The following is a 24,079-nucleotide window of genomic DNA, read 5'->3' as shown; positions in this document are numbered from 1 at the left end:
TTTGATATCGTAGATGAAGACGGGCAGCCTACAGGCGAGACAGTGACCAGATCACAGGCGCACGCTGAGGGTATTAGACATAGAACAGCTCACATATGGGTGGTTCGTGAAAATGGAGATAAGACAGAGGTTCTTTTACAGAAGAGAGCTATGAATAAAGATTCTTTTCCGGGTAGATATGATACTTCATCAGCTGGGCATATTCAGGCTGGGGATGAGCCATTGGAATCTGCTGTTAGAGAATTGTCGGAGGAGCTTGGTATTCAGGCGGATCCGGATGATTTGCATTTTGCAGGAACATTTCCAATTCAGTATGAAAAGGAATTCCATGGCAAGCCATTCAAGGACAATGAAATTGCATTCGTCTATGTCTATAATGAGGAGGTAGGAATCGATAACCTTACCATCCAAAAGGAAGAGCTGGACAGTGTAGAGTGGTTCGACCTCGAGGAAGTGTATCAGGCATGCCAGCCACCAAGGGATGAGAAGTTCTGTGTTCCTATGGGCGGACTGGAGATAGTCCGTAAATACGTTTCATATTCTCAGGCATAGAATGAAACATCATTTCTACTATAGTTTCAGCAGGGGTGATGTTGTCATTCATCAGCCATTCTCTTGTCATCCCTACACATCCGTAGCAGTATAGCCGGATACTATATAAAATCTGAGTGTCCAATCTATCTGTATCAAGAATTCTCATAGCTTCAACAGAGTAACGGTCAACAAAGTATTCATGCATGTATTGCCAGAGCGGATTCTGGGAATTGTCTTCGTAAGCTCTTTTATAAAAGAGGTAGTCTGCTCGCATCTCGTTCATGGCTTTGGCAGCCGATTCTACAGAGAGGATATTTGTCTTGAAGGCATCATGAAAGAAAATCCAGGCAACTAAATCGTATTTGTCCTTGAAGTGATAGTAGAAGGTCGGTCTTTCAATCTCAGCTTCATGGCAAATCTCCGTCACACGTATTTTATCTAAAGGCTTTGTCGCCATAATCTTTTTCATTTTCTCTGAAATCCATAGTTTGGTTCTGTCTGTCATAGTTTTTACCTCACAGCTTTATTACAAAAATACATTTATGTAAGAAAATCTGTCATTATTATACTTTTGTAAGTGGAATGGTACAAGATTTGCCTTTATTCTAAGAGTGAAGTTTTGAACTACTGAACATGAGATGAAGGAGGCATTTACCATGCATTTTACAGATACTGTTTATAGAAATCCCTATTGGCCAACATTTCCACTTTTACAGATTACACAGGGGTGTACCCACAACAACTGCAAATTTTGTACAATGTACAGAGAGGTTCCATTTCGTATGCAGCCAATGGAATGGATCGAGGAAGATCTAAAGGAGATAGCTGAGATTGCTCCGGATGCAACGACAATACAGCTTCTATCAGCAAACCCTCTCTGTATGACTTATGACAAGCTTGCTCCAATCTTAGAGAAAATCAATGCTTATCTTCCTAAGATGGAATATATATACGCTGCAACCAGAGTAACTGATATCAGAAACAAGACGGTGGAAGAACTGAAGAAGCTGAAAGAGTTAGGGCTAAGAGAAATATCCCTTGGAGTTGAAAGCGGAGATGACTGGACGCTTGATAGAATTAATAAAGGATATCACGCATCAGACATAATTGAGCAGTGCAAGAAGCTTGAAGAAGCATGCATCGATTATTGGATGACTTTCCTGAATGGCACAGCCGGCAAAGAGCATAGCTTGGAGCATGCCATCAATTCTGCCAAGATTTTTTCTCAGTGCAAGCCTATGCTTGTAGGAACCGGCGGGTTGACTCTTTTTCCCGGAACACCACTTCTTGAGGAGGCAGAGAGAGGAGAGTTTACACCACTTTCAGAAAAAGAGATGCTCATAGAGCTGAAGACCTTTGTGGAGAATCTCACTTGTGATTGCTATTTCATTACGCATCATACTGTTTCAGGTAAAAACCTGACAGGACCAGATTTCTTGAAGAGAAAGGATGCCATTATTGCATCATTGGAAAATGAGATTGAACATGGCGATTTGGACAGAATGGCTGCTATTCGAAGCAGAAAGAAAACACTGTAATGATTGGTTGAATATATGAAGGAGGGGCACATGAAAACCATAATCTTAAACGGAAGTCCAAGAAAAAACTGGAATACTGCAATGCTTTTGAAAGAAGCAGAAAAGGGAGCCAGGTACATGCGCTTATTGAACGTCTGCATTTTTGCGCACTATCTTATGATGATTACTCTAATTACTTCAAAGGGAAAGTAAACGTTGGGATTATCCTAACCATGAATGCGCCTAAAGCGTACTTCGAGCAAGGCTATCAGGGAAAAGTAAAAGAGGTAGAGCAGATTTTTAGTGCTTTAAATGGGTATGTAGAAGTATATGCTGCTTGCGATACTCTTCAGGTGAATGATTACAACAAGTTTAATATGGCAAGCTTCAATGAGGAACATAAAAAAGAAATGCGAGAAAAGTAGTTTCCAATAGATTTGGAAGAAGCATTTCGTTTGGGGGAGAGGCTTGTAAGAGCGTAATAATATAGCAGAAAATAGCACTTCTATAATTAGATGGAACCTCAATCCACGCATGCCGCTTAAGGACGAGGATCTTTATGATGTAGTAGAAGCGTAAAGATATGGCAGCTTCGGCTGCCTTTACATATAGTAGCCCTAAAAAGATTTTTAAAACTGTTCGTCAATAATTCTGAAAAAAATACAAAATATTCCCTTGTAAAAATGTAAAATAAATTGTTTTTTCACCTTAAAAAATGTAAAATATATTTGCGGGAGGCGATAATATGGAAAGAATAGCATACAATAAATTAGTCGAATGGAAGAATAGCAAAGATAGAAAGCCGCTTATATTAAATGGGGCTAGACAGGTTGGTAAAACTTGGCTTTTAAAGGAATTTGGTTCCAGAGAGTATGAGAATGTGGCATATATAAACTGTGATGAAGTAGAGGACATGAAGAGTGTCTTTAATGATTTTAATATAGATAGACTTATTCGAGTGTTTTCAGCTCTCTCTGGAGTTGCCATTAAGCCTGAGAAAACGCTGATTATTTTGGACGAAATACAAGTGGTGCCAATTGGACTTTCATCGCTAAAATACTTTTGCGAAAATGCAAAAGAGTATCATATAGCTGTTGCGGGAAGTTTACTTGGCATTGGATTGCATGAGGGAACTGGTTTTCCTGTAGGGAAAGTGGATGAAGTTAACCTTTACCCGTTGTCGTTCAAAGAATTTTTAATGGCACTTGGTAAAGAAATTCTAATTGAAAATATGGAAGCGCATAGATGGAGTGAATTGTCAGCATTATCATCTACGTACATAGAATTACTACGTCAGTATTATTATGTAGGAGGAATGCCTGCTGTAGTTAAATCCTATGTGGAGGATCATGATATTTTTGCCGTAAGAGACATTCAAAAGCAGATTTTAGCAGACTATAGGCGTGATTTCTCTAATCACATTCCATCGGAATTGCTTCCAAAGGTAAATATGGTATGGGATTCCATACCTGCGCAGCTTGCAAAAGAGAATAAGAAATTTATATACAGTGCTATTAAAAAAGGCGGAAGAGCCAAGGAATTTGAAAATGCAATACAGTGGCTTGTTGACGCAGGACTAGTTTACAAGATCCTTCGCGTTTCAAAGGTTGATAAACCACTAAAATTCTATGAAGATATTGATGCTTTTAAACTATTTGTACTTGATTTGGGACTTCTTGGGGCATTATCGGAAGTCGATGCCAAAGATGTTCTAGTAAACAATAATGCATTTACTGAATACAAAGGTGCATTTACCGAGCAATATGTATTGCAAGAGTTGGAGTCACTTAACAGAAGTGTATACTATCATTCCAAGGAACGTTCAGAACTAGAATTGGACTTTGTAATACAAAAACATTATGTATATCCAATTGAAGTTAAAGCAGAAGAAAACTTAAGAGCAAAGAGTTTAAAAACAGTATTTGAAGAGAACAACAATTTAAAACCTGTTAGGTTTTCGATGGCTAATTATAGAGAACAAGACTGGATGGTAAATGTTCCACTATACTTAGTTAGTGAATGGATTGAAACAGCAGAGTAGTAGTTTTGGTCTATTATTATTCATGAAATATTTTGGGATATCCGCAAAAATTTCATGTAAACATTTGTAAACAGCTTTGCTGTAAGAAACATCTCAATCGTCGAGAGCAAGGCAGGCAACCTTTTCATCTCTATGCCAAGCTTCAAACTCAAGACAACTGACGAGAATGGCAAGGCTCAGTACAAAGACATTGCTTATCCTATCACTAAGGAATTCAGGGAGAAGCTCCAGGAGAATGCACTTCACAGTTTTGAGAGTGGAGAAGATGTGACGTTTGAGGTGTAAAAAAAGTAGAAAGTAACGGAAAATCAAAATCGGGGGATGGCGAAAGCTGTCCTCCCACTTGTTTTTTGCAAATTTACATATTATTATTTAGTTGTTCTGTTGAAGTGCCATGAAAGCCGCATGGATGCTGGATGGATAATATTGCATTTTATAGAACTATGATAATTTAAGACCTGGATATGGACAAAAGTTAAGAGAGGGAAAAATGGTTAGTGCAATATCAAAGTTAATTACTGCAGAAAATGTTGCGTTATTGTCTGTTGTCATAACATTCACAATTTTTGTTTTGTCTAAGAATCAAGAGACTAGGTACAAAAAGCTTGAAGATAAGAAAACTCAGTATTTAAAATTGATAAACTTGATGCAAAAAACATTTTTGGCATCTGTTGATAAGAAGGAGAAAGATCTCAATTCAGGTGAAATGAGAAATTTATTTTTTGATACAGGTTCTTCTCTATTGTTATATGGTTCGAAGCGTATTTATCGAAGGTATATTTTCTTTCGAGAGTTTACGACTAATCCGTTAATAAAGAATTGCACATATTACAAAGAAGAAATAGCGATGTATATAATGTCAGATATTCTTAGGACAATGCGTAAAGAAGTTGGTCTAAGTCTTTTTAATAATATTGATGATAATGATGCACTTGCTTTTTTTGTAAATGATATTTCAAGTAACCCTATAGCAACTGAAAAGAACTTGGATGCAAGATTTAGAATAAAGATGATTAAGTTTGAACTGTGGATGATTGACCGATGCAAGGGAATATGGATAAAAACTATATTCACGACATTTATTAGACCTGTTTTTTGCATTTTTGGGATTGTTATTAAGTATATTGTTGTGATTCCCTTTGGAAGGGTAATTAAACATTTTTTTCCAGCTTTTGGAACGAATGTAGGAGAAAACTAAAAACACATTGTTATAAAAGCTCCAAAGAGTTGACTTCTTTGGAGCTATTTTTATTGATATTCTTATCGCCCCGTCTTCAAGCAGTTCCTTAATAGAGTAATTGAAAAGATAATTTAGAGTTGTAACAATTATAAAGAAAAAATAGCATCCCTAGGCTCTGGTGAAACGTCGTCACCTTTGCTGTGGATGCTACTTTTTTTTCCACTTAACAACTATTTCTGCCGCTCGTGAAGCATAAGCCACGTAAAGTGAAATGGTTTTTTTCTTATCTGCTTATATATACGAATGAAGATGATGTTGTGGCAAAAAAATTTAGCTGCTATTTGTTATAATATAAGGAGCTTATTCGCAAAGGAGTGATCAAACATGGAACAGATAAGGTTAGGACAAGGTCTTTTGATCATATGTTGTGTGTTTTACCTGCTATGGTGGGGAGTGGCATTTCATCCATCTCATGGAGACAGCCATATTTCCGGAATAGATGGGATTCTTTTGCTAATTACGGCACTTTTGGACTGGCAGGACTTACTGTTAATATGCTGGGAATAATCAAGATTCCACCAAAAGAGGGGCTGGTATCCGGAATTGTAATCGTAATTACCGGAGTTGTGACCTATATGGTACTTCTTTATGGCTCCAGGATTATTCTGCATAGACAGGTTACATCGGAACTGTTTTTGATAATTGGCTGGGCTATGCTAGAGGTGGCTTCAATCAACAGGTCTTTTGCCTGGGAAATGGTAACTGTAAATCAGGTCGCCTTGTTCCTGGTGATTGTGGCAGCGGCTGCTATTCTAAGCCTATATTTCTATTTGCAGTACTACAGGGTAAAGCCGATGGTTGGATATATCTATGGAATGATCCCGCTTATCACAGAAGCGATAAGCATGGGGATATTTGAGTATTTGATTTGCGTAGGTAGTAAATTAAACGTGTAATACTCGCTTATATTGGTATGTATACTGATGCCGGCCTCAGATATAATGATTTCAACATCAAAATTGTTGGAGGGCTTATAATAATGACAGCACAGATTTTATTGATTCTTGTTTTGGTTGCAACGATAATACCGGTATGTTTACTGTTCGGAATTCCTGCATCAAAATATAACAAGAAGGTTCAGAAGGAAGAAATGGAGGAAAGAAAATGAGCAAATATGTTTCACTGGACAAGCGGAGTAAGAAACAGCAAAAAGAGTACCATTCCAAACAGAGACGCACCTGGGGAGATATTAATCCAGTAACAAGGAGCGTTCCGAACGGAAAGGCCTACAACCGCAAGAAAGAAAAAGAGAGGATCAGCAAAGAATTCAGAGATGGATTTGGAGCTGATCCTTTTTGGTTACTCTGATTCATTTGCTGTATTCTCTTAATCCGTAATAGTAGAACTTCTTGATTTTTTCTTTTAATGATGCAGGCTCTATTACTATTGCATCTCTTCCAAAACGCTTGAAGTATTCTTCCAGCTGAAGCTCTGGCCAGTCGAAGTAGTAGAGATCACCTTCAATCTTTGAGACCAGAGGTCTGTTTTTGGTAATTGCCTTAAACTTTTTTACCCCATATTTATTTAGACGGACAACGGCCTTAACTGTCAATGAAACTGACTGAGGGCTTCGGATAGCTTTTTCCTGGAGCTCTTTTTGTGTGTCTGGATCCACAGGAAAAGAATCAGATGTCACAAAAACACTTCTGAGTCTTGAAATTCTAAATGTTCTAGGCCTTCTGGTGCTTCTGTCTTTGCACAGAAGGTAGTTACATTGCTCTTCTTTGGAGGGAGCAATGATATATGGCTCCACAAGATAGGCTTTTTCGTCACCGGATGTTGTATTAGTAAAAGACAATATTCTGTGGTCTTTAAGAGCTTTGGCGATATCTTCGTAGGTGTCTTTGAATATGATAGCTTCCCTTTCACTACGTGGTATGGATAGATAAGAGTTGAACATGTCCTTGAGGTATTGGGAAAGAGAAGTGTCTTTTAACATGTTATTCTCAATAATCTTAAGAATCTCATACGAAGAGCCGCTTACAGTCAGAGTGAGGGCAGAGTTCTTGCTGCTCTGAAAACTGTCTGCCTTAATATATGTACTTACAATCCTATCTGCTAATAGCGCAGCGTCCTTATCACTGATGGATGTGATGGCGGTCAGGTCCTGCTTGATGCTTGTAAGTAGATTTTCGCTGTCATGTCTGTACTGGTCAAAGTAGTTTACAATCAATGTCTTCAGGAATGCGTTGAGGTTTACTGACTCGTCTTTTTTGGTGAATTCAAAGAGCTCAGCATCGTTTATAAGTCTTGATTTTGTATCATCTGAAAGATAAATTTTATATTTCTCAGTCATATTACGCCTCTTAATTGGGGTTGCGAAAAACGCTTTTCTTAAATAAAAATACTTATATTTCATATTATATTGGGGTTGTGACATTGGGTCAATCTGCATCTTTTTATCTCCAATTCAAAGCGCTATGATTAAGTCACAACAAAGACACAGACAGCAATCATTACTGGATCGCTAAATGGTTAAGCACCGATCTTTAGGTTCGGCTTTGCGGGTTCAAATCCCGCTCCAACCCTTCGGGGTGTATGTGTCTTGAATATAAGATACGAACAGCAATCTTTTTGCGAACCGTTGAAAGGGTATCTGTGGCATAACCTAGGCATTGCGGGGTAAGAGCCCGCTGCGGTGAAAAAGTGTATCTTGAAGAGTTGGCCCATGAAAGCCACAGGATTGTGGGCCATGTATTACAGGTAATCAAATAGATACTGACAGCAAACAAGACCACATATAGCTACAGAGAGTAGCACCTGGCTCATAACCAGGCTGATGGAGGGTTAGAACCCCTCTTATGTTAAGGGATGTATCTAGTGATTATAAAAGGTGCATACAGCAGCCAATACAAGTCCGCAACTGTAAATCGCGCCCTGCTTGTGCAGGGTGAGCGAGCTGGGCGCTATAACCCAGTTGCACCTTGTTATGAAAGAGAGGAAAAGAAGATGCTAGAATTTTTAAAGAGAGAAGCAAACAAAACATATACAGAGAATGGCGCTGTGACTTATGCATCAACAAAATCAGATTGTCTGGATCTTTTTGCAACAATTGGTGCGCTTAGAAAAGCTTCAGATGAAGATATCATTACAAGATTCACTAGAGCTTATGCTGAGGATGCTGATCTCGCAATGAAAATGCTTTTCTTTGCAAGAGATATCAGAGGCGGTTTGGGTGAGAGAAAAGTGTTTAAGGTTATTCTTAAGTACCTGGCAGCTGCAGAGCCTGAATCTGTTAAAAAGAATATTGAAAATGTGGCAGAGTATGGCAGATATGATGATCTTATGGCTCTACTGGATACACCTGTAGAAAAAGATGTTATGGCATATATTGAGCAAACTCTGAATGCCGACATAGACGAACTTGCTGAAAATGGTGAGAATGCAAACATATCTCTTTTGGCAAAATGGCTTCCTTCTGTAAATACAAGCAATAAAGATGCTGTAAGTAAAGCAAAGAAGATTGCCAGAGCTATTAAAATCTCTGATGCTGAGTATCGTAAAACACTTTCGGCGCTCAGAGCTCAGATCAAGATCATAGAGAATAACCTTAGAGAAAAGGATTACTCTTTTGATTATGAGAAGCAGCCTTCAAAGGCGCTGTACAAATATAGACAGGCTTTCATTAGAAATGATCAGGAGAGATACCACGCCTTTATAACCAAGGTTGAGACAGATCCTTCTGTTATGCACACAGGCACACTTACACCATACGATGTGATAGCTCCTGTAATAAACAGAGCACAGTTCACAGAGGATGAGAGGCGCGTCATGAACGCAACCTGGAATGCTCTTGAGAACTTCGCTGGTTCAGAGAATTCTCTTGTAGTGGTTGATGGTTCAGGTTCTATGTATTGCGGAACGAACCCTCTTCCTGCGGCTGTTGCGCAGTCACTTGGTATCTACTTTGCAGAAAGAAATACCGGTGCGTTCAGAAATCACTTCATAACATTTTCAACAAATCCTAGACTCATCGAGATCAAGGGCAGAGATATTGTTGAGAAAGTACGCTATTGCATGGGATTTAACGAATGTAGCGATACAAATATCGAGAAGACCTTTAACCTGATTCTAATGACTGCTGTAGCTAATAAGCTTACACAGGCTGATATGCCAGAGAAGCTATACATAATCTCAGACATGGAGTTCAATTACTGTGCTGGTAATGCCGAGGCTACAAACTTCGAACATGCTAAAGCAGAGTATGCAAGATACGGCTTCAAACTTCCACAGATAGTTTTCTGGAACGTGAACAGCCGCAATAAACAGCAGCCTGGTAAGATGAATGATCAGGGAGTAGCGCTTGTTTCAGGCTGCAGCCCACAGATTTTTTCAATGTTAAAAGAAGGTAACTTAGAACCATATAAATTCATGATGAGTATCCTTTCAGCTGAGCGCTACGAAAGGATAGCGGCATGAGTTAATAGAAGAGGCTGGGAGAATGAAGACTCCCAGCCGAGACTGGAAGGATAATTATGAATACTATTGAGATAAAGGGAAAAGTAAATACAGCTCTTTGCTACGCCAAGGTTGTTGAGGACGAGGCAATAGAGCAAATAAGACGAATGTGCGACTACCCTATGACTGAGGGCTCAAAGATCAGAATCATGCCTGACGTTCATGCTGGGAAGGGCTGCACAATTGGAACAACAATGACAATCAAAGATAAGGCAGTGCCTAACGTGGTTGGTGTCGATATCGGATGTGGCATGTATACAGTTGATCTTGGGAAGCAGAAGATTGACCTTGAGAAACTGGATATGGCGGCATTCACAATACCTTGCGGACGTGAGGTATGGGATGGAAGGATTGAGAAGTTTGATCTGACAGAGCTACGTTGCTATCGCCAGCTTAAGGAGGTAAAGCGCCTTGAGAGATCGCTAGGTACTCTTGGCGGAGGTAATCACTTCATAGAGGTGGACAGAGCGGCTGATGGGACTCAATATCTTATAATCCACTCAGGTTCAAGGAACCTTGGTAAGCAGGTTGCTGAGATTTACCAGACTCTTGCCGTGGACCTTGATAAGGGAATCGGTGAGTACCTGGAGGCAAGAGAGGAACTGATCAAAGAGTACAAAGCGCAAGGAAGACGAACAGAAATCCAGGCTGCTCTTAAGGAGCTTTACAACAAGAAGTATCATGAGGGACCAATGACAATGCCTGAGGATCTTTGCTACTTATCAGGCAAGTATCTTGAGGACTACCTTCACGATGTGGAGATATGTCAGAGATTTGCTAAGAGAAATCGTGAGAAGATGGCGGAGATTCTTTTAGAGAAAACAGGCCTTGTAGCTGGCGAGGCTTTTCACACAATTCATAACTACATTGATACTGAGGAGATGATCCTTAGAAAGGGCTCTATTGCAGCTCATAAGGGTGAGAAAGTTCTAATTCCTATCAATATGAGGGATGGTTCTGTCCTTGCCATAGGTAAAGGAAACCCTGAGTGGAACTACTCAGCACCACACGGCGCAGGCAGACTTATGTCCAGGTCTGCAGCTAGAAACAACCTTTCAATGGATGAGTACAAAGAGGCTATGAAGGGAATCTACACTTCATCTGTCTGTGAGGCTACAATTGATGAGGCGCCAATGGCCTACAAGTCACTGGATGACATTATCGATGTAATTAAGGAGTCCGTGGAGATTATTGATGTGATGAAGCCAATTTACAATTTTAAGGCTTCAAACTAAAGTATATATTATGATTAAAACTAGGAGGTAAAAATGTTTTCTGAAGAAGTTAAAAATCAACTGTTGGAAATGGCAAGAGCAGTAGACTCTATGACAGAAGTGTATACAAATTCAATGATGAAATTTATTGAGTCTGATGGATTTAAAAATCTTATTGAAGTTTTTAAAAATCTGCCTAAGGATGCGCATGATACAGAATTGTTTCAAAGAACAAAAGAATTGGAAAAGAAGGAAATATCATACGAAGATGTTTGCTGGCTACGTGAAGTGGTTGGTAGTCAACCAGTAGTGGATAATTGCAAAACTAAAGAGTATCAAAGCACTACAGCTGAGTACGTGTCGAAAATCATAAATTCAAAGGAAATTGGCAAAAGAGAAAAGATAGTTGTGCTTTTATCCAATGCCGAGAGTTTGATTTATGAAAAAATGAATCATACTAGAGTTCCTTATGATAGTGTAAAAAAAGTTGCTGGAAATCATGTAGATGAAAAACATGAAATGAATAAAGAGAGCTTTGATACTATAATTGTTACAGCTATTTGTTTTGTGGTTTTTTCTAATACAGACAATTATAGTTTTATAGATAAGAGGATACCATTTAGAAATAATATTCTTCATAAGGGAACTGTAACATACAGTGATGAAGAAATATCTGAGGCATATGATATTTTGGAGGATTATATGTTGTTTTTGATTAGATAATTATGCCCATTTTATACCACGAGTATAATAGACAGCTAAGAATTTCAGTGTTACTATACGATATAGAAAGAGATAAGCGGAGCGGATGCAAACTCCCGGAAAGGAAAAGAAGAGACATGACAACAATGAATCGCAATTATTGCCTTTATAGCGAAAGTTATGAATCATCACTCCAGAGCAAATCAGAGTGGATGTTTAATTTCATGCGCTCATTTAAGGATAGGCAAATGCGAGAAAATGTTGTTCTAGCAAAGGAACGGATAGAGTAAATCCGAATCAGAAGCTTATAGATAAACATGTTTGCGTACCGCTTACCTTAGATGAGGCAAGCGGTTTTTCTTTTGTCTGAAAATGCAGAGTTGGCTCAATTGGTACAGCAGCGGTCTTGAAAACCGCCATCCTGAAAGGGTATCTGGGTTCGAGTCCCAGACTCTGCGCTATAGATCCGTGGTGAAATGGTAGCACAGCAGTCTCCAAAACTGTTTGTCCGGGTTCAAATCCTGGTGGGTCTGTTATGCACGAGTGGCGAAGCTGGTAGACGCACCTGACTTAGGATCAGACGCAGTAATGCATGTGGGTTCGAACCCCACCTCGTGTACTTGGCAAATGCCAGAAAGGAGTTAGAAATGACACAGAATATTCCAGCGATCGATATGGTCGCTACGGGACAGAGAATTACTGATTTAAGAGTGGCAGCCGGTATGTCTGTTAGGGATTTACAGGATGTGTTTGGATTTGCTACTCCACAGGCGATTTACAAATGGCAGCATGGAACTGCGATGCCTACGATTGATAACTTAGTTGCTTTATCTGTTATCTTTGGCGTGGCTATTGATGACATCATTGTTCTAGGGGAATGCCTTTATGAACTAAGCGCATGAACTGAATATAGATAAGCAGGTACGGAAGTGCCTGCGCAAGGTCCCATAGTCTAATGGTTCAGGACACTGGTCTTTCACGCCAGAGATACCGGGTTCAAGTCCCGGTGGGATCACTAAGGCTCCTTAGTCTAATTGGATGCGTGACCTCCAGAGGAGGTCGAGCTACGCATTCGGAGGACGCGCAGCGACGACGGACGCCAGCCTCTCAAGCTGGAGATGCCGGGTTTCCACAAGGGACTAGGCACTAAGTGCCGTCGCAGCCCCGCAGGAGCTATCATGGGTGGGTATGCCTAGAAGCGAGGGCAAGAGTCTGTAAAACTCCCACATTTGAAACATCGCAGGTGCAATTCCTGCTCCACCCACTTATGTTTGCGTGACCGAGATGGCTTATGGTGCTGCCCTGCTAAGGCAGAGCACGGCTTTTCGTGCCGAAGGTTCGAATCCTTCCGCAAACGCTCCGGGTAGGTATGCCTAGTGGCGAAGGCAGGGGTCTGTAAAAACCTGACAACAGAAACATCGTGAGTTCGAGTCTCACCCTGCCCACTTAAGTGTCATCTGATGACACTATACAAACTGGTCCGGCAGGACGATAATACAAATAGAACAAAGATATGGAGTTGCCAAAGAGCAGCAGAAAGTTAAGAGGATTTATTTTAGATGTACTACGTAACTATCAACAAGCAATTTAATAACAAACAGTTTATGCAGTTCTGCAAAAATCAGAAGTGCTTTATTAGTTATGCAAATTGCAAGTTGGTGGAAAGTGATCCAGGATCCAGAAAATGATGGATGGTCCAGAGCATTAAGAATAGATTAGGTCGATTAGATCTGTAACCACTTAGCTTGCAAAGTTAAGTGGTTTTTTAATGCGAAAAAGGAGATTAGAAAAATGGATTATCCAGTAATAGATGTTGAAACAACAGGAACACACATAAGAGAGTTGATAAGAGAAAGCGGTCATACAGTTACGGAAGTTTCCGAATACCTTGGGACTAGCACATCACTTGTCTATAGATACATAAGAGGAGATGTCCTTCCAAGTATAGACAGGATAGTGGCGCTTTCAGTATATCTTGAAGTTCCTATTGAGAGAATAATTGCAGTCGAGTAAGACTGCATCTTACGGTATGGGGTAATGGGTAGCCCACAGGACTTTGATTCCGGTAGTCTCAGTTCAAATCTGAGTGCCGTAGTAAGACGTAGTAGCCAAGATGGAAAGGCTCCGGACTGCAACTCGGGGATCGTGAGTTCGAATCTCACCTATGTCTCTATATGGACTTGTAGCTCAAATGGTAGAGCGGGGGATTGAAAATCCCTGTGAGGCGGTTCGATACCGTCCGAGTCCACTACGCTTCCTTGGCAGAGCGGATATGCACCGGCCTTTTAAGCCGAGAGATACGGGTTCAACCCCCGTGGGGAGCACTAAGCTGTTGTAGCTCAGTTGGAAGAACAACGGTCTCTTAAACCGAAGGTCGTGGGTTCCCTCGCGGAGCTCGGAGTCGCAAGCGTGGCATCCCCCGGATGCCTGCGACCCCACCAGCAGCACTGATGCGGCATAGTTCAATTGGTAGAGCACCTGACTGTTAAGTGAGATAGCAAATCTGTGATTTGCGTGATCGAACTTAGGCAGAGACGACTCACGATGTTGCAGGTTCGAGTCCGGCTACCGCAGTTTTGGATACATAGCTCAATCAGCAGAGCGCCCGGCTGTTAACCGGGAGGTTGTGGGTTCAAGTCCCTCTGTATCCGCTATACCTGAATAGCTCAGATGGCTAGAGCATCTGTTTCATAAGCAGAGGGCCATTGGTTCAATCACAATTTCAGGTATTCTAAGCGATACAAGAGCCCATCCTTACGGACAGGCTCTTGTAACTCATCCCTTGGCTTGAATAAAGCATTCGCTATTCTTGCTGTAGATATTCTATTGATACTTCTGAGCTAGGCTTAAGCAGCTCCCAGTATCATTTTCCCTCTCATAAGAACTGCAGGTTCATCTCTATGCTATGGTAAAGCTTCGCTACATTCGCTGAGATGATATCTGTCAAACACCGCTGACCTTTTGTAAAGCGTAAGCTACTTGGACTGCGGTGTTTTTTATGTTCTGTCTATTTATACGAATGATTGAAATGGAATGGCAAAAATATATTATTTTTTGTTCGCGAAAAAATCATGGCCTGTAATGAAAGGAGGATTGCACTGCAAATGATTTGGGAAATAAGGCAGTGTAAATTTCATATGAAAATTACAGGACAAACGGCAAGTGATATTTTCAAAAAGGACTCAGTACAATTAAATATAGTTGTTTCTGAGGAGGAAAAGGAAGTGAAGAGCAATCCGGAAAAGTATAGTGGAGTCTATAAAGAATTAGCGGAAATACTTGGCGATGCGGCAACAATGAAAGTGTGGAGGCGTTTTGCTGGATTGAATATTACTTTCCCTCAGAAACTGTATTCTGCGGATTATAGAAAAGACTTCATCAAGGAAAATATGGATGAAATGAGGCCTGCTGAACTGGCAAGGATCTTGGGACTTACAGAACGTAGAATAAGGCAAATTATTATAGAGATAAAGAATGAAAGGTAATATTATAGAAAAGCGTAATATGCAATTGCTTAGTAAGTATTCGTAGAGCAGATAGTTTCAACTGATTTAGTTAGAATTTATTATTATTTTGAATCAGTTTGTTAGTGGCATGATAAAATTAAATTGATGTTTAAGAACTAACACATCTTATGATGTGTGACAGATAATGGAGGTCGATATGGCAGATATTAAGCCAATTAGTGATAATGAAATTATAGAGAATAAAAATGAGATAGTTAAAACTTCTGAGGAACTGCTTTTAGAAGTAAGAAATGAAAGCATACCAAAAGATAAGTCAATAGCTATGCCAATTGCAGAATTATCAACTTTGGGGGCAGGAGTTTCTTCATTGATTCCTGCATTTAATACTGTAACTCAAACAACAACAATGAATGTTGCAGGCTTATATAAGCTGGCTAATGCAAGTGTAGGAGATACTTTAAAGATTGCAAAGAATGGGAATTTCTGGGGAGCATTTAAGACTGCAGGAGGTGGATCGAAATTTGCTCAACTTGCTGCTGCAGATCCAATTTCTGCAACTAGTAGCATTGCGATGAAGGCTAACCCTGCTATCCTCATGATGTCAGTGGCGCTATTCTCTATTGAAAAGGAGCTTGGTACTATATCAGAAACGACCAAGCAGATTCTTTCCTATTTGGAGATTGAAAAAGAATCTAAAATAGAAGGTGATTTAGAAACTCTAAATGGGATTATTTCAAAATATAAGCACAATTGGGATAATGACCTTTTTATAGCCAGTAACCATAAGATGGTTTGCGATATTCAGCGAACTGCAAGAGAAAATATGATTTCTTTTCAGAAAAGTGTTGATGAGGTATTAAACACTAAAAAGTTTGTTGTCGCAAAGGGGCAGGTTAATGATGTACTTAATAATCTGCAGAAGAAATTCCAGTATTATAGGCTTTCATTGTATACGTTTGGATTAGCTTCTATGACAGAGGTTATGCTGAGCGGCAATTTTAAAGAGGAGAATATTTCTGCATCAGTTATAGAAATTAGGAAGAATTCGGATCAATATCGGGAGTTGTTTAGTAAGTGCTCAGTATTTTTGGAAAAACTTTCTAATGGTTCAATAGAAGTTAATTTACTTAAGGGCATTGGCATAGCAGGAAATGCTGTTGGCAAGTTTATTGGAAACATTCCGAAGATTAAAGATGGACAAGTTGATGAGTTCTTACAGGAAAAAGGCGGAAAACTTCGTAATACGGCCACTGACATAAGTAAAGAAACTATAGAATTATTTTCTAAAGTAAGCGATCCTAACACAGGAATCTTTATGCGCAAGATGGCTGAAATGATTCAAATATATGATAAAACCACAGAAATATGTTTTGATAAAGACAACATTTACTTAATTGCTGGATGAGAAGTGATGTATGGAGGACGCTATGGCATATACAATGACAGAAAAAAAGGTATTGAGGAAGTTGGGAATATCTGACTTTAAGCACATGACCAAAGATAAAGTAATAAAGTTTGCAACTATGCTTCCTTATATGGATCCAGAGGTGGCAAAAAAGGCTTTGGAACAATTCCCTGCATTTAAAGATTTGGCAACTGAACTTGTTACTCAGTATAAGAATGCAGTAGATAAGGCATATGAAAGTAATAATAAAAGTCAAGATGCCTTTTTTGCAGCATGCAATAGAATAATTGATTCTTTACATAAGGAGTTAGAGGACGACAATATTGATTCCGAAGAACGTAGCAGAATTGAAGATAAAATGATTGATGTCGCCGCTATGATTGGAGAAAAGGATAGTGAAAATAAGAACTTTATTATGAAAATTATTGGAGCAGGTGCACTTGTTGTTGCTTTGGTTGGAGGAACCGCAGCGGCTATTCTTGGAGCGAATAGCAATGCATCATCTTCAGATGACGATGATAAAAATAATAAGGCATGATTAATTTATGACGCCTATTGTAATGGAATCATTCTTGTTGGAGCATTAGCTAATGAAAAAAGAAATCGTATTTGAACCAAGTGTTCAAGGAAGCCTCAGAATGGCACAGTTCATGGGAGTTGGGAAGTGTCCTGACTTCATGAGATGTGATATTAAGGATGAAAATGGCAATATTCCAGATGCCATAAAAAGACTTAATGCTGAAAATGAAGAAAAGTGGAACAATGCGCGTCCTATTGGAGGGCACGCTGATGATATCATTTGCTTGGAGTTTAACTTGGAATATGGCGATATATCGGAAAAGACTCCAGGGAAAAAGAGATATGAGTCAATTTACGACATGATCAGTACGATGTACCCAGAGGAGCGGCATCAAGAACTGGCAGATGAGTGGGTATCAGGAATAAGGAAAAAGAACCGTTCATATTTAAAGGCTTTGAATGAAGCAATTGAGAATGACGAGAGTATTCGCATATGGTACAGTTCCAGCTCTAATGAAATCAATGCATTTTATTGGCTAATGTATTACCTGGATAGCAAGAAGCATTATACCAATGCTAGTACAATGTTTTTACCTCCGAATTATTGGAATGGGCGGTATCATTGTAGTGCATGGGGGCAGCTTGGACCTGAGGAATGGTTTAATACACTTGGGCTGGAGAGAATTATCTCAGAAGATGAGATTAAGGCTTGCTCACAGCGCTGGAAAGAATTAAGAAAAGAAAACGCGTATCTTAGGCTGATGGTTGGCGGTAATCTTATCAGTCTTAATAAAGAGTTCCTCGATGGCTTTATCAGAGACGTGCTTTCTAGGATGCCAGAAACCTTCAAAATTTCTCGACTAGTTGGGGATGTAATGGGGGAATGCGGATTGATGCTTGGGGATATGCCTATTTTTGACGGCGTATACAGACTTATCCAAAGAGGTGAACTTGTACTTATGGATGAATGGAACGAGTCTCCAATGCGTACGATGGTAAAGAAGAAATAAATAATAATGGGATATTGAAAGACCTGCTGCAGTGGCAAATGTCACTGAGGCAGGTCTTTTTGTGCTATAAATGCAAGCATTATCTTTTGTGAATACACTGAACTACTAGTTCATAGTTTTTATTTTGGAGAAGATGTAAATTCTTCTTGAAACAAATAGTTGAAAACATATAGATTCCTCGCTACTAATTTCAAAAAAATTATAAGTTCTTTAGGTATGAGAAAATCAAATGGCGTCTTCCTAGTTGGGAGGCGCTATTTTTTACAACAATGATTGTCAACAATCTAATTGCAATAAATTCATGAATGTGTTATATTATCCAAAACATAAACAATCGGGAGGTGAACCATGGCAACGCTAGTAACCTACTTCAGTGCCGAAGGCACCACAGCAGCGGTAGCAAAGGAATTCGCGGCTAAGATCGGCGCTGATCTTTTTGAGATAGTTCCAGAGCAGCCTTATACAGCTGCAGATATCAAGTGGACCAATCCACTTGCCAGATGTAACAAAGAGCAGATTGGCAAGAAGGATGTTCCTGTAAGCGGAACAATAGAGAACTTTGACAATTACGATACTGTTTATATTGGCTTTCCTATCTGGTACGGACAGGCTCCAAGAGTAGTATATACATTCTGTAAAGGGTATGATTGGACCGGCAAGACTATACACGCATTTGCCACATCTGGTGGAAGCGGAATAGGTAAGACAGCTGAGAAGCTTGGAGAATATGTTTCTGGGGCTGCATCAGTAGATGCAAAGCTCGTACATTCAGCTTCAGAGATCTGAAAATATAAGACTTGCTATTTTGACATTATATAAGGGTAGCCCTGCAGGCAATGTGACTGATATCAGTGCACTTGCTTCTGCAGAGATACTCTTATTTTTATACTTAGGAATCAGTATATGGAAGCAGGAGTTTGGTGAAATATATGAAAAAACTAGATTGGATTTTATGAATACCTAAAATGGTGCTTTATGGTTAATGAGCAGAGCGTGGCTTATCATTTTTTATAGGGATAACAGGAGAAAAAATGGCTAAACACACACCGCTGAATCGAAAAAGAATAAAAGCGCCTTCTGAGCTTGAGAAAGAGATAGGTGGCAGATTCAAAGACATTAGAATTGCCAATAAAGAGACCCAGGAAGAGATGGCTGAAAAGTTGGGGAAATCAGTACAGACAATTCATAATTATGAGAAGGGCATAACCAAATTGCCTTATGTAGTCATAACAACTGAGCAGGGGAAGGTTTTTCACGAGTATACACAGAATGAGAAGAAGCATGATATGCGAGGCATTCGCCATCACGATATGTTTGGGTATGAGGAAGGACTTACTGAGTATCTCAATTCGGTTTTTTCCAAGTATGAGCCTGAGGATGCTGTGGTAAACAAGATGAGGTACGAAGCTCTTGTTGCTGCGATAGATCTTTTACCGGACAAGCAGAGAAGGAGATGCAAAATGTATTTTCTTATGGAGCTTACAGTAGATGAGATAGCTGAGATTGAGGGGATTACTTATCAGAAGGTATCTGAATCAATCATCAAGGCAAAGGGAAATCTGGAAAAAATATTGAAAAAAATAAAGTTTTTTTAAAAGGGGCGTGCAAAAATGCTTCTCTCTGTGGGTATAGGTGAAAGGACCTTGAAAACTTAATACCCATTCATCAGGTACATTCCTGCAGTAGTTAGCCCTATAGGTACGCCTTGCGCGAGATAGCCTCCCTGGAAAGCCGGTAGTTCCGGCCGGGCCATGATAATTGCAGGGATAATGATACTTCCGCTTAGCCACAACTCATCGTAATGGGAGCGGCCCGGCGAGATCCGCGGCAATGTCATTTAGATAAGAAAAAGATGTGACAGAGCAACAAGCATGATATTTATGGTGTCTACGTGAGATGCTGCTCTTTATTAGTAGTAGAACACGTAAAACTAAACAGATATTTGAAAAAAATACGTGAGGCGAGGCTTGTTAACGGAGGTGTATCACGTAGAATGCCAGAAAATCGTTGCGAAACTACGTGATAACAGTCTAAAGATAAAGCGGTGTCACGTAGATGTCCACGCTACTATATAATCTGAAGAACGTAGCGTGCCTATTTCGCATTTACTGCATTTTCTTATCTAAATGACATTGACCCCGTCCTCTAGGTCTATTCCCTAGGTCCATTACTGCATGTTTTTACAAATCCGTCCTGACATGGTAATATATATTCGCTGTGTCAGGACTATTTTTATGTCACAATGTGTCATAACGCATAATTAATACAAAAATGGTACTCGTCGTGGCACTCGGTCAAACAAACTGAGATAACAAATGGCTTAAATAAAGCATTTTTAGAAGGAGATACATAGAAAATGAAACTAGGAATCGGAGTTTCAATGCTTACGAAGATCTCCTTTATGAAGAGCGAAAAGCCTGTAAAATCAAGCTGTTCGGGACTTTGGTGAAACTACCGAATTTCACAAAAATTAACGAAAAGCAACTGTAAATTGTTACGTCAGTGTTACGAGATTCAAATGCAAAATAATAAGCCTGTAGCCGGTCTGAGTCGGTTACAGGCTTTAATAATGTTACGTGACAAAACGAGGTAACATCTGGCTATACAGAGGATGTCAGTGAAGATCCGCGACGCGGTTTGGTCAACGCATCTTCGAGACTCCATCCGTGAGAGGTACGATATTCAAACAGCTTGCGGTCAATATGCCAATGATCACACATAAGGGAACGGCTCCTGAATCGTGTTCCCTGGTGATCCCTGCATTCCTGCCCTCCGTTCGGTTTTACCGGTGTGGTGAGAGCTTCTTCAATACTCATATGATAGACCCGTATTCGGCGAGTATAGGTTTCTGGTTGAATCCCCCAGTGGGCACACATTTCCTTGATGGAAGGGTAGGTTACGCCTGTGTGATCAGTACATTCTATACATGGAAATCGTACAGTTTTCTTCATAGCTATAGCCCTTTATCAGTTCGCTTCTTAATTTACATATCAGTAAATTTACATTATTTATGCGTAATCATGTCAGATATCAACTAATTATAGTAAACAGATTGATGATTTGCAAGCCCTGTGTTATCATAAAGACTGTTGTAGAATACGCTTAAATCAGTTTTCTATCAGAATAAGGTGAATTGAATGGATATGAATTTACAGGAAAACTACATTAATCTTGAAGAGGCTGCTGTTTATCTTGGGATAAAGCCTGCAACTCTGCGTAGCTGGATAAAGGATCCTGACAATGAGGTCCCGGCTCATAAGGTAGGACGAATGTGGAAATTTAAGCGCTCTGAGATCGATGAGTGGATAAACAGCGGAAAGAGCGCGATCGTATAGGAGAATATCGGATGGAAATAGCGGAATACAGGGCTAAAAAGCAAAAGGAAATGGAGATATTGCTTTACGATCTGATCAAGAACTGGGAGGATGAGGTTGTAGAGTTTAAGGAAGCCGGTAACGATTATGACAAGGATAAGATCGGCAGGTATTTTTCTGCACTCAGCAATGAAGCGAACCTGAAGGCCATGCAGCATGGATGGCTTGTTTTCGGCGTGAGAAACAAGTCAAGAGAGATTGTGGGAACTAACTACCGGAACACGGAAGGGCTTAGAACTCTTAAGAACGAGATCTCACAGGACACATCAGGTGCGATGAGCTTTATTGATATATATGAAGTTTATCCTGAAGTTGATGGAGAAGTAAGAAGAGTCGTGATGTTTCAGATTCCCGCTGCGATCAGTGCTGTCCCGACTGCCTGGAAGGGATATGAATATGCAAGGGATGGGGAATCATTGAAACCACTTTCTCAGGAGAAAAGGGAGAGGATCAGAAGGCAGACATTTCTGGATTGGTCAAAGCAGTTTGTTAAGGGTGCTGGGATAGAGCATCTCAACAGAGAAGCTATACAAATCGCCAGGGAAAAGTATAAGGAAAAAATGGATGATGAGCATATCTCTGCTGAGGTTGATTCGGTGTCAGATGAGGAATTCCTTGAAGCCAGAAAGCTTGTGGTAAACGGGAAAATCACCAATGCAGCTATGCTGCTTTTGGGAGATGAAAGATATGACTTTCTGATGGAAAGCATGCCGGAAGCATCCTGGCGTGTTTATGATTCAAAGGATATGGTAAAGGATTATAAGATCTTTAAGATTCCTTTTATCACGCTTTCAGACCGTATTACAGCAAATATCAGGAATCTGACATATCGGTATATGCCTGATCAGATGACATTGTTTACACAGGAGATCCGTCAGTTTGATCCATGGGTTTTAAGAGAACTTTTGAATAACTGTATCGCTCATTCGGACTATAGTATAGGCGGCAGGATATACGTAAATGAGTTTGAAGACAAACTGATACTTACGAATCCCGGTTCTTTCATACCGGAAAATATAGAGGTGATCCTGCGTCCGAGCTACACTTCACCGTTTTATCGAAATCAGTTGCTTGCGGATGCTATGGTGAAGTTTAAGATGATCGATACTGAGACTACAGGTATAAGAAGAGTTTTCAGTATTCAAAGAGAACGGTTTTTCCCGTTGCCGGACTATGATCTGTCTCAAAAGAACAAGGTCGAGGTGTCTTTGTACGGCAGGGAGATTGATGAGAAGTTCACTTATCTGCTTCATCACAATGCGGATCTGGATCTTGCAACGGTGTATCTGTTGGATCAGGTTCAGAAGGGTAAGAGAATACCGAAAGAAGCAGTGGCTCATCTGCGTAAACATAAGCTTGTGGAAGGCCGGGCAGATAATCTGTATCTCGCTGCGCCGCTTGCCAGATCCGATGATGACAAAGCAAAATATATAAAGAATAAAGGCTTTGACAACAAGTACTATCAGGATCTTATCCTGGATTATATAAGCAAGTTCGGGAAGGCGAGTAAGCAACAGATCCGAGTATTATTGGCTGATAAGCTCCCGGATACCATGACAGATGAACAGAAGGAGCGGAAGATAACTTATCTGCTGACCATGTTAAAGGATGCGGATGAGATAGAACGGGACGGCAACAGCAGACAGCTTGCTTATTGGGTAAAGAGACAAGGATAGGGCGGCTCACGTTATTTTTGTAAATGAAATTGTAAATGAAACGGCATTTTTGGTTAATAAAGAATCAAAGAAAGCTTGAAAACACGGGATATGTTCATTTACAACAATGAAAATTGAAAATGAAATTGTAAATGAACGGAAGACATCTGATGTGGTTGAATGAGCAGACCATGAGGCATTTTCAGATGATATAAGAGGAATGTTTTCGAATATAGTGGAAAGCCCGGTTGTGGAGGAAAAATGAGTTCGTCTATAAGAAAAATGGATAATCGATGATAAAACTGATCTTGCACTAAACCTGATAACCCAAAGGTTTTCGGATATGGATGATTATGAGTTAAAGAAAGGGGGCGAATCAACTTCGCCCCTTTTGCAATATGTTGTCCGTTTTAAGAAAAAATGATTTCTCTACGAAAATGTTCGATTATCGGTTTATCAGTTCAGCAGCCATCTTAAACAGATCATCTGCAGATACATCATCATTGGTGAAAATAAGATAGCGTACACCATCTTTTATGAAAGAGGCATTGCTGAAGAAATATGTTTCTTTTTCGCCACCATAGCTTACGAAAAAGTGCTCATCATTTTCCTTGCGTTCTTGTACTGATGCCTCAAGGGGCTCATCTTCATCAGGGAGAATAAGGTACTCATCGTAATTGAAGTTGACGGTGATTCCATCTATTGTACGGCTTTCGGTAGTGGTACGATTCTCATCATCTGATAAGTTGTAGGACAAGGTGAGATTAACGATATCGCCGTCCTCATTCTTGTAAACAGCGCATAGATCATCCCATTTGCCAAGAGTATTCCCTGAATCATCCTTTCCGGCAACATATACTGTATTTCCGCCGTCAAAAGAATAGTCGCCCAAGGAATCCGGGAAATCCGGCATCTTTACTTCAGCATTTTCCTGACGGTCTGA

Annotated in this window: 25 protein-coding genes, 13 tRNA genes and 1 pseudogene; 36 read left to right on the top strand and 3 right to left on the bottom strand. The window is 39.9% G+C overall.

Translation table 11 applies throughout. The features are described from left to right. Positions 1 to 552: NUDIX hydrolase (locus tag J6O61_RS06930; protein ID WP_292211220.1), on the top strand; the 552-nt coding region annotated here is incomplete at its 5' end. Here J6O61_RS06930 and J6O61_RS06925 read toward each other — a convergent pair. Beyond that, positions 500 to 1,039: a TetR/AcrR family transcriptional regulator C-terminal domain-containing protein gene (locus J6O61_RS06925; protein WP_292211217.1), complete on the bottom strand. Its 540-nt coding sequence runs from the start codon at positions 1,037 to 1,039 to the stop codon at positions 500 to 502. The genes J6O61_RS06930 and J6O61_RS06925 overlap by 53 nt on opposite strands. Before the next feature lie 151 nt (positions 1,040 to 1,190). On the opposite strand from J6O61_RS06925, the gene J6O61_RS06920 reads away from it, so the two are divergent. The 9 genes and pseudogenes from J6O61_RS06920 to J6O61_RS06880 all read left to right on the top strand — a co-directional run bounded on the left by J6O61_RS06920 (position 1,191) and on the right by J6O61_RS06880 (position 6,640). After that, on the top strand, positions 1,191 to 2,072 hold the full coding sequence (locus J6O61_RS06920) for a radical SAM protein (RefSeq protein WP_292211215.1): 882 nt from the start codon (positions 1,191 to 1,193) through the stop codon (positions 2,070 to 2,072). Between the two features lie 30 nt (positions 2,073 to 2,102). Then, entirely contained in the window at positions 2,103 to 2,264 is a 162-nt protein-coding gene (locus J6O61_RS06915; RefSeq protein WP_292211212.1) for a hypothetical protein, read from the top strand. A 20-nt stretch (positions 2,265 to 2,284) separates the two neighbouring features. Next, positions 2,285 to 2,476 carry a hypothetical protein gene (locus tag J6O61_RS06910; RefSeq protein WP_292211209.1) on the top strand — a complete coding sequence of 64 codons (192 nt, stop codon included), beginning with the start codon at positions 2,285 to 2,287 and terminating at the stop codon, positions 2,474 to 2,476. A 320-nt stretch (positions 2,477 to 2,796) separates the two neighbouring features. Next, positions 2,797 to 4,092, top strand: coding sequence for an ATP-binding protein (locus J6O61_RS06905; protein WP_292211207.1), 1,296 nt, complete (start codon positions 2,797 to 2,799; stop codon positions 4,090 to 4,092). A 72-nt stretch (positions 4,093 to 4,164) separates the two neighbouring features. Then, positions 4,165 to 4,377 (top strand): annotated as a pseudogene (locus J6O61_RS06900) (septation protein SpoVG family protein); the annotation flags it as partial. 205 nt (positions 4,378 to 4,582) lie between these two features. Continuing rightward, positions 4,583 to 5,290 carry a hypothetical protein gene (locus J6O61_RS06895; protein ID WP_292211204.1) on the top strand — a complete coding sequence of 236 codons (708 nt, stop codon included), beginning with the start codon at positions 4,583 to 4,585 and terminating at the stop codon, positions 5,288 to 5,290. Between the two features lie 356 nt (positions 5,291 to 5,646). Continuing rightward, a complete protein-coding gene (locus J6O61_RS06890) occupies positions 5,647 to 6,228 on the top strand; it encodes a hypothetical protein (RefSeq protein WP_292211202.1) in 582 nt (193 codons plus the stop codon). A gap of 83 nt (positions 6,229 to 6,311) precedes the next feature. Beyond that, positions 6,312 to 6,440: a hypothetical protein gene (locus J6O61_RS06885; protein ID WP_292211200.1), complete on the top strand. Its 129-nt coding sequence runs from the start codon at positions 6,312 to 6,314 to the stop codon at positions 6,438 to 6,440. Next, entirely contained in the window at positions 6,437 to 6,640 is a 204-nt protein-coding gene (locus J6O61_RS06880) for a hypothetical protein (RefSeq protein WP_292211198.1), read from the top strand. Before J6O61_RS06885 ends, J6O61_RS06880 begins: the two co-directional genes overlap by 4 nt. A 1-nt stretch (position 6,641) precedes the next feature. On the opposite strand, the gene J6O61_RS06875 is transcribed toward J6O61_RS06880, so the two are convergent. Then, positions 6,642 to 7,628: a WYL domain-containing protein gene (locus tag J6O61_RS06875; protein ID WP_292211195.1), complete on the bottom strand. Its 987-nt coding sequence runs from the start codon at positions 7,626 to 7,628 to the stop codon at positions 6,642 to 6,644. 653 nt (positions 7,629 to 8,281) lie between these two features. On the opposite strand from J6O61_RS06875, the gene J6O61_RS06870 reads away from it, so the two are divergent. The 26 genes from J6O61_RS06870 to J6O61_RS06745 all read left to right on the top strand — a co-directional run bounded on the left by J6O61_RS06870 (position 8,282) and on the right by J6O61_RS06745 (position 23,157). Beyond that, positions 8,282 to 9,751 carry a DUF2828 family protein gene (locus tag J6O61_RS06870; RefSeq protein ID WP_292211192.1) on the top strand — a complete coding sequence of 490 codons (1,470 nt, stop codon included), beginning with the start codon at positions 8,282 to 8,284 and terminating at the stop codon, positions 9,749 to 9,751. Positions 9,752 to 9,807: 56 nt separating this feature from the next. After that, a complete protein-coding gene (locus tag J6O61_RS06865; protein WP_292211189.1) occupies positions 9,808 to 11,025 on the top strand; it encodes an RtcB family protein in 1,218 nt (405 codons plus the stop codon). A gap of 33 nt (positions 11,026 to 11,058) precedes the next feature. Then, on the top strand, positions 11,059 to 11,727 hold the full coding sequence (locus J6O61_RS06860; RefSeq protein WP_292211187.1) for a hypothetical protein: 669 nt from the start codon (positions 11,059 to 11,061) through the stop codon (positions 11,725 to 11,727). A gap of 353 nt (positions 11,728 to 12,080) precedes the next feature. Further along, positions 12,081 to 12,164: transfer RNA gene (locus tag J6O61_RS06855), tRNA-Ser, on the top strand. Positions 12,165 to 12,168: 4 nt separating this feature from the next. Next, positions 12,169 to 12,239 (top strand) — tRNA-Trp (locus J6O61_RS06850). Between the two features lie 4 nt (positions 12,240 to 12,243). Beyond that, positions 12,244 to 12,325 (top strand) — tRNA-Leu (locus J6O61_RS06845). A 28-nt stretch (positions 12,326 to 12,353) separates the two neighbouring features. After that, positions 12,354 to 12,608, top strand: coding sequence for a helix-turn-helix domain-containing protein (locus J6O61_RS06840; RefSeq protein WP_292211184.1), 255 nt, complete (start codon positions 12,354 to 12,356; stop codon positions 12,606 to 12,608). 39 nt (positions 12,609 to 12,647) lie between these two features. Next, positions 12,648 to 12,721, top strand: a tRNA-Glu gene (locus J6O61_RS06835). A 4-nt stretch (positions 12,722 to 12,725) separates the two neighbouring features. Further along, positions 12,726 to 12,882: transfer RNA gene (locus J6O61_RS06830), tRNA-Glu, on the top strand. 4 nt (positions 12,883 to 12,886) lie between these two features. Next, positions 12,887 to 12,970 (top strand) — tRNA-Tyr (locus tag J6O61_RS06825). A 5-nt stretch (positions 12,971 to 12,975) separates the two neighbouring features. After that, a tRNA-Ser gene (locus J6O61_RS06820) sits at positions 12,976 to 13,063 on the top strand. Positions 13,064 to 13,067: 4 nt separating this feature from the next. Further along, positions 13,068 to 13,151 (top strand) — tRNA-Tyr (locus J6O61_RS06815). Positions 13,152 to 13,497: 346 nt separating this feature from the next. Then, a complete protein-coding gene (locus tag J6O61_RS06810) occupies positions 13,498 to 13,719 on the top strand; it encodes a helix-turn-helix domain-containing protein (RefSeq protein WP_035789126.1) in 222 nt (73 codons plus the stop codon). A gap of 85 nt (positions 13,720 to 13,804) precedes the next feature. Continuing rightward, positions 13,805 to 13,876, top strand: a tRNA-Cys gene (locus tag J6O61_RS06805). A 6-nt stretch (positions 13,877 to 13,882) separates the two neighbouring features. Then, positions 13,883 to 13,954, top strand: a tRNA-Phe gene (locus J6O61_RS06800). Between the two features lie 4 nt (positions 13,955 to 13,958). After that, positions 13,959 to 14,030: transfer RNA gene (locus J6O61_RS06795), tRNA-Lys, on the top strand. Positions 14,031 to 14,284: 254 nt separating this feature from the next. Continuing rightward, positions 14,285 to 14,357: transfer RNA gene (locus J6O61_RS06790), tRNA-Asn, on the top strand. Between the two features lie 4 nt (positions 14,358 to 14,361). Beyond that, a tRNA-Met gene (locus J6O61_RS06785) sits at positions 14,362 to 14,435 on the top strand. Positions 14,436 to 14,810: 375 nt separating this feature from the next. Then, entirely contained in the window at positions 14,811 to 15,191 is a 381-nt protein-coding gene (locus J6O61_RS06780) for a Mor transcription activator family protein (RefSeq protein ID WP_292211176.1), read from the top strand. Positions 15,192 to 15,369: 178 nt separating this feature from the next. Then, positions 15,370 to 16,578, top strand: a complete 1,209-nt coding sequence (locus tag J6O61_RS06775; RefSeq protein WP_292211173.1) for a hypothetical protein — start codon at positions 15,370 to 15,372, stop codon at positions 16,576 to 16,578. A gap of 22 nt (positions 16,579 to 16,600) precedes the next feature. Then, entirely contained in the window at positions 16,601 to 17,116 is a 516-nt protein-coding gene (locus J6O61_RS06770) for a hypothetical protein (protein ID WP_292211170.1), read from the top strand. Between the two features lie 52 nt (positions 17,117 to 17,168). Continuing rightward, positions 17,169 to 18,107, top strand: a complete 939-nt coding sequence (locus tag J6O61_RS06765; protein WP_292211169.1) for a DUF3658 domain-containing protein — start codon at positions 17,169 to 17,171, stop codon at positions 18,105 to 18,107. A gap of 348 nt (positions 18,108 to 18,455) precedes the next feature. Further along, entirely contained in the window at positions 18,456 to 18,893 is a 438-nt protein-coding gene (locus J6O61_RS06760) for a flavodoxin (protein ID WP_292211166.1), read from the top strand. Positions 18,894 to 19,138: 245 nt separating this feature from the next. Further along, the gene (locus J6O61_RS06755; protein WP_292211163.1) at positions 19,139 to 19,702 is read left to right on the top strand and encodes a helix-turn-helix domain-containing protein; all 564 of its coding nucleotides are present in this window, start codon (positions 19,139 to 19,141) and stop codon (positions 19,700 to 19,702) included. Positions 19,703 to 21,250: 1,548 nt separating this feature from the next. Further along, complete coding sequence (locus J6O61_RS06750; protein ID WP_330613736.1) at positions 21,251 to 21,442, top strand: helix-turn-helix domain-containing protein; 192 nt, start codon at positions 21,251 to 21,253, stop codon at positions 21,440 to 21,442. An 11-nt stretch (positions 21,443 to 21,453) separates the two neighbouring features. Next, positions 21,454 to 23,157 carry an RNA-binding domain-containing protein gene (locus J6O61_RS06745; protein WP_292211159.1) on the top strand — a complete coding sequence of 568 codons (1,704 nt, stop codon included), beginning with the start codon at positions 21,454 to 21,456 and terminating at the stop codon, positions 23,155 to 23,157. 424 nt (positions 23,158 to 23,581) lie between these two features. On the opposite strand, the gene J6O61_RS06740 is transcribed toward J6O61_RS06745, so the two are convergent. Then, positions 23,582 to 24,079 (bottom strand): hypothetical protein (locus tag J6O61_RS06740; protein WP_292211156.1); only part of this gene is annotated, 498 nt, incomplete at its 5' end.

This window comes from Butyrivibrio sp. (genome assembly GCF_017635265.1).
Lineage (GTDB): Bacteria > Bacillota > Clostridia > Lachnospirales > Lachnospiraceae > Butyrivibrio.
Note: the sequence above shows the minus strand (reverse complement) of the source record. Positions and strands in the feature narration are given on the sequence as shown.

Excerpts from the sequence above, each read along its gene's own strand:
- J6O61_RS06925 (WP_292211217.1), bottom strand. The coding sequence starts at position 1,039 with ATGACAGACAGAACCAAACTATGGATTTCAGAGAAAATGAAAAAGATT.
- J6O61_RS06750 (WP_330613736.1), top strand. The coding sequence starts at position 21,251 with ATGAATTTACAGGAAAACTACATTAATCTTGAAGAGGCTGCTGTTTAT.
- J6O61_RS06875 (WP_292211195.1), bottom strand. The coding sequence starts at position 7,628 with ATGACTGAGAAATATAAAATTTATCTTTCAGATGATACAAAATCAAGA.
- J6O61_RS06840 (WP_292211184.1), top strand. The coding sequence starts at position 12,354 with ATGACACAGAATATTCCAGCGATCGATATGGTCGCTACGGGACAGAGA.
- J6O61_RS06775 (WP_292211173.1), top strand. The coding sequence starts at position 15,370 with ATGGCAGATATTAAGCCAATTAGTGATAATGAAATTATAGAGAATAAA.
- J6O61_RS06810 (WP_035789126.1), top strand. The coding sequence starts at position 13,498 with ATGGATTATCCAGTAATAGATGTTGAAACAACAGGAACACACATAAGA.
- J6O61_RS06780 (WP_292211176.1), top strand. The coding sequence starts at position 14,811 with ATGATTTGGGAAATAAGGCAGTGTAAATTTCATATGAAAATTACAGGA.
- J6O61_RS06870 (WP_292211192.1), top strand. The coding sequence starts at position 8,282 with ATGCTAGAATTTTTAAAGAGAGAAGCAAACAAAACATATACAGAGAAT.
- J6O61_RS06915 (WP_292211212.1), top strand. The coding sequence starts at position 2,103 with ATGAAAACCATAATCTTAAACGGAAGTCCAAGAAAAAACTGGAATACT.
- J6O61_RS06865 (WP_292211189.1), top strand. The coding sequence starts at position 9,808 with ATGAATACTATTGAGATAAAGGGAAAAGTAAATACAGCTCTTTGCTAC.
- J6O61_RS06755 (WP_292211163.1), top strand. The coding sequence starts at position 19,139 with ATGGCTAAACACACACCGCTGAATCGAAAAAGAATAAAAGCGCCTTCT.
- J6O61_RS06905 (WP_292211207.1), top strand. The coding sequence starts at position 2,797 with ATGGAAAGAATAGCATACAATAAATTAGTCGAATGGAAGAATAGCAAA.
- J6O61_RS06895 (WP_292211204.1), top strand. The coding sequence starts at position 4,583 with ATGGTTAGTGCAATATCAAAGTTAATTACTGCAGAAAATGTTGCGTTA.
- J6O61_RS06910 (WP_292211209.1), top strand. The coding sequence starts at position 2,285 with ATGAATGCGCCTAAAGCGTACTTCGAGCAAGGCTATCAGGGAAAAGTA.
- J6O61_RS06765 (WP_292211169.1), top strand. The coding sequence starts at position 17,169 with ATGAAAAAAGAAATCGTATTTGAACCAAGTGTTCAAGGAAGCCTCAGA.
- J6O61_RS06920 (WP_292211215.1), top strand. The coding sequence starts at position 1,191 with ATGCATTTTACAGATACTGTTTATAGAAATCCCTATTGGCCAACATTT.
- J6O61_RS06770 (WP_292211170.1), top strand. The coding sequence starts at position 16,601 with ATGGCATATACAATGACAGAAAAAAAGGTATTGAGGAAGTTGGGAATA.
- J6O61_RS06760 (WP_292211166.1), top strand. The coding sequence starts at position 18,456 with ATGGCAACGCTAGTAACCTACTTCAGTGCCGAAGGCACCACAGCAGCG.
- J6O61_RS06745 (WP_292211159.1), top strand. The coding sequence starts at position 21,454 with ATGGAAATAGCGGAATACAGGGCTAAAAAGCAAAAGGAAATGGAGATA.
- J6O61_RS06885 (WP_292211200.1), top strand. The coding sequence starts at position 6,312 with ATGACAGCACAGATTTTATTGATTCTTGTTTTGGTTGCAACGATAATA.
- J6O61_RS06880 (WP_292211198.1), top strand. The coding sequence starts at position 6,437 with ATGAGCAAATATGTTTCACTGGACAAGCGGAGTAAGAAACAGCAAAAA.
- J6O61_RS06860 (WP_292211187.1), top strand. The coding sequence starts at position 11,059 with ATGTTTTCTGAAGAAGTTAAAAATCAACTGTTGGAAATGGCAAGAGCA.